At 58.3% G+C, this 3,567-nt stretch carries 5 protein-coding genes and 1 pseudogene; 2 read left to right on the top strand and 4 right to left on the bottom strand.

The window, feature by feature from the left end; translation table 11 throughout:
• The 3 genes from NW862_RS12680 to NW862_RS12690 all read right to left on the bottom strand — a co-directional run.
• On the bottom strand, window positions 1–941 hold a 941-nt coding region (locus NW862_RS12680; RefSeq protein ID WP_414335645.1), incomplete at its 3' end, for a site-2 protease family protein.
• An 83-nt stretch (window positions 942–1,024) separates the two neighbouring features.
• Window positions 1,025–1,195 (bottom strand): PCP reductase family protein, encoded by a 171-nt coding sequence (locus tag NW862_RS12685; RefSeq protein WP_414335643.1) that lies wholly within the window; start codon window positions 1,193–1,195, stop codon window positions 1,025–1,027.
• Window positions 1,196–1,206: 11 nt separating this feature from the next.
• Complete coding sequence (locus NW862_RS12690; protein ID WP_414335641.1) at window positions 1,207–1,461, bottom strand: DUF751 family protein; 255 nt, start codon at window positions 1,459–1,461, stop codon at window positions 1,207–1,209.
• Between the two features lie 261 nt (window positions 1,462–1,722).
• On the opposite strand from NW862_RS12690, the gene NW862_RS12695 reads away from it, so the two are divergent.
• Both NW862_RS12695 and NW862_RS12700 read left to right on the top strand, forming a co-directional pair.
• The gene (locus NW862_RS12695; RefSeq protein WP_414427247.1) at window positions 1,723–2,325 is read left to right on the top strand and encodes a hypothetical protein; all 603 of its coding nucleotides are present in this window, start codon (window positions 1,723–1,725) and stop codon (window positions 2,323–2,325) included.
• A 364-nt stretch (window positions 2,326–2,689) separates the two neighbouring features.
• Window positions 2,690–3,073 (top strand): hypothetical protein, encoded by a 384-nt coding sequence (locus NW862_RS12700; protein WP_414335638.1) that lies wholly within the window; start codon window positions 2,690–2,692, stop codon window positions 3,071–3,073.
• 11 nt (window positions 3,074–3,084) lie between these two features.
• Here the strand turns inward: NW862_RS12700 and NW862_RS12705 are convergent.
• Window positions 3,085–3,567 (bottom strand): annotated as a pseudogene (locus NW862_RS12705) (AarF/ABC1/UbiB kinase family protein); the annotation flags it as partial.

Consider the following 3,567-nt stretch of genomic DNA (forward strand, 5'->3'; position numbering starts at 1 on the left):
TCAAACAGCACCTTGCGGTTGGGCACCGGCTCTTTCAACTGGATAAACGCCCCAAAAGTCCCCAACACAAAGGGCACCGGGATGAAGTAGGGCAGCGAGGTTTTGATGCCATGGCGGCGGGCCACCCAATAGCGCATCCACTCATGGGATCCCAGAATGGCCAGGATCCCCACCGCATAGGGCAGCCCCTTCATCAGCGAGGGCAGATGCAGCAGCCGGTCAGGGCTGACCCCAGCCGCCTGGGCCCCAGCACTCAGGGTGGTCCAGAAGGTGAACAGCAATAGCCCCAGAGCCAGCACAGGCAACTCTCGACCATCCGCCAGAGAGCGCCGCGCCGCCGGGTTGGGCACCAGGGCAAAAAAAGGCTTGCCGGCAAACCCCTCCTGCAGCACCACCAAGAAGCGTTTGCCAAAAGTGTTTTCTACATTGCGCTGTACCCGCTCATAGGCTTCGGTGGGATCCGCCCGCAAATTGCCCCGGCAGATAATCGCCTGGGGACGGTACTCCACGTTTTGCAAATAAAAAACGTTCCAGGGGAAGCAGTGGTTGAGCTTTTCCCGCGGCACTTCGGAAATGGGGGTGTGGGCAAGAGCCAGCGAGACCGGATCGGCGGCGCTGTCTTCTTCCTCTTCCTCCGGCTCAGATTCTGCAGCCAGAGAAGGATCCCCTTCTGGCGCCTCAGGCCGGGGGTCTGTGGGTCGAATGCCCCCTCGCCGCACCAAGGTCATGCTGATAAAGTAAGAGGTGAGAAAGAGCACCAACATCAGCAACGGGGGCACTTCGTACTGAAGCACCTGCCGCCCCAGCACCCAAACCAAGGGGGGCAGCATCATCACCAGCCACAGGATCCGCCACGGCACCTTGGAGAGGCGGGCCACACTTTTTTGCAGCAGCAGGTAGGTTGCAGAACCCACCAGTGCCAACAGGATCCAATCTGCCATGAGTTGCAAAAAACAGAGGAGAACGCCTCTACCAAGCTAGCGGCAAACCCAATCTCCCTGCTATGGCCAGCAGGAGGGATCCCTCAGGAGCCAAACTTTTGCTTGGCCTGCTCGTAAACTGCCACCGTGATCTTCTGGATCCCGGCTTCGCGGGCAAACTGTTCAATCTTCCTACGGGCAGCCGGACGCACAAAGAAGGGGATTTCTTTAAGGCGCGCCTCTGCTTCTGGCGTCCACTCTATCGCTTCGTCCATCCCCCATGCCCTCAACGCAACATCCACGCCGGCAGGAGAGTGTGCCCTGTCATGCCTCGCAGGGTGAAATAGACAAACAGCAGCAACAGCAGGGATCCCAGTGTAACCAGGGCCGCCGCCGCCGGACTTTTGCGATACAAACCAACAAAAGGCTGGAGGCCAGCCCAGATCCCCCCCAGCAAAACGGTAACGAAGTAAGTGGGGTAACGGGAGACATTCTCCACAAATTGGTCTTCCAGTCTGCGGGGAGGCTGCGGTTGTGGCATGAGCGGCTCGAAGCCCAACTCCTTTTTCCTCAGTGTGCCACAGATAGCTGTCGTTGACACACTCCCTCGCCTGAAGCTTGGGTCTCAGTCGCCAGACTACTGGGTTTTTTGAGCGGTTAACCACCCACCCACGCCGTTTGGTTCACCCCCTCCGCAAGGGGAAAGCCTATCATTTCCGCGTATCAGAAAGAACATCCATTTGACAGGGAGTGGTTGGAGCCTAGGGGAGACCGCGTAGATTCAGGAAACCGAGAACCTGATATGGTAGGCGTTATCCTGCCTGCTTTGCCCTTTTGCTCAGCGCGGCCACCCTCTTCTGGACTGATGCGAGAATTGCCCTCTGATGCTTCCAATCGTGCCGGCGTACCGTTTGGGGATCAGACCCTGGCGTTGATGCGTGTCCAGGAAGCCTTGGATCAACTGGAAGCGGCCATTCTCAGCAGCCCTCGCCTGTTCTGGTCTCGCACGCTCATTGAAGAAGAAAGCATTTTGGAGCAGTTGGACTTTATCCGCCTCAACTTGCCAACAGCCCTAGAGGAAGCGGAAGAATTGCTGCGCCAGCGGGATCGGATTTTGGCCGAGGCCAATCGCTATGCCCAAGAAATCGTAGCCATGGCCCAACGCAGAGCCGAGCAGCTTCTCAACGAATCGACCATCCTGCGGCAAGCCCAAGCCCAGGCGGAGCAGTTGTTGCAACAAACCTATCAACAGAGCGAGGAAGTGCGGCGGCAGACACTGCAGGAATCAGAGCGCCTGCAGCGGGAAGCCCACCATTACGTGGATCAGGTTTTGCAAGACCTGGAGTTGCGGTTGTTGGAATCGTTGCGAGTGATCCGCAACGGGCGGCAAAATCTTCAGGCCTGAGTTCTTGGCTGGGGACTGTCCACTTGTCCATTTTTAAGTCAATATAGGGGTAGCATCCAAGCTTGCCTGCCCTGCGGATTCGTGGTAGCCAAACTGGCCTCCGACAGGAAAGACGACGATAAGTCTTGGATGTGCTGGCAGGAACTCGACCCGCTGCAGACTGCTGTTGCGCTGAAGGGATCCTGGCCCTTTGCGCCGGCTTAGAGCAGTTCTTCTTCGCTTACCCAAGAGCACGTGGCACTCTTTTCAGCGATTGCTCCAGAACTGTACCCATCGGGCCACTTTCACAGCGGGCTCGGCCTTTGGCCTGCGAGTTCCGGCTTTGACCCTTGTTGGGAAGCCACTCTGTCGTTTAGGAGATTCTATGCCTAGTGAACCCAAAACCCGTAAGAGCCGTGAAAGTGTCAACCCACGCCCGCGCGACCGTCGCCGTGAAGCTGCCAAAGGCAGCAAAGAGGCAGGTTCAGCCACCGCCCTCTCTCTGCCGAAGTTAATCCAAGAAAATGCCGTGCTCCAATCTCGCAGCCAGTTGTTGTTGATGTACAGTGACTTCCAAACCGAAATGCCCAACGATGGCAAAACCGGTGTGGGCACCTGGCTACAGTCTCGGCTTAAGGAGCACGGCATGCCCAGCCTGATGCGTTTTGGCCCCCGCTCTCGCCCCCAGGTTTTCCGCCGCGATGAATTTCGCGAGTGGATTGCGCTGGCTCTGACCTCTGTGAACCCTCAAGGCGATACTGCCCCCTGAAGGCAGCCGAGCTAGGCCGTGAGGGGAAGTTGAGCAGTACGTTCAGAGGCTGACGGCCCAGGGATCCCGTTGCGGGAAGAGGGTGAACTGGGCTTTTCTACATCCGGCAGCAGCAGGTCCCGAATGAGGCGGGCTGCCGAGCGTTGCAACCAGCGGGAGGCCAATTGCCGGCCCAGTTGTTGGGCTTCCGGCTTGGCGGCCACTTTGGCGACGATGGGCAGAAGCTGCAGCGGCTGAAAGGTCGGGTTGCGGCTGAGGAGTTCCCACAGACGCTGCAAATGAGCCAAGCCGTCTGAGGTGCCGTTCCCTGAGCTGGAGAACAGCACATCCACCAGGCGCTCCCGCAGGAAAGCCCCCCGCTCAGAAAAGATAAACTCGACGGCTTTTTCTAGGGATCCCTGCAGGTCAAAATCTTCGCTGTTGGCGGCGTTGCGCAGCAGGTTCTCCAGGCGGTTCCAGCGAAATTGCCCTTGGTTAAACAGCAGCTCCCGCAG

This window comes from Synechococcus sp. H55.8 (genome assembly GCF_047462375.1).
Classification (GTDB): domain Bacteria; phylum Cyanobacteriota; class Cyanobacteriia; order Thermostichales; family Thermostichaceae; genus Thermostichus.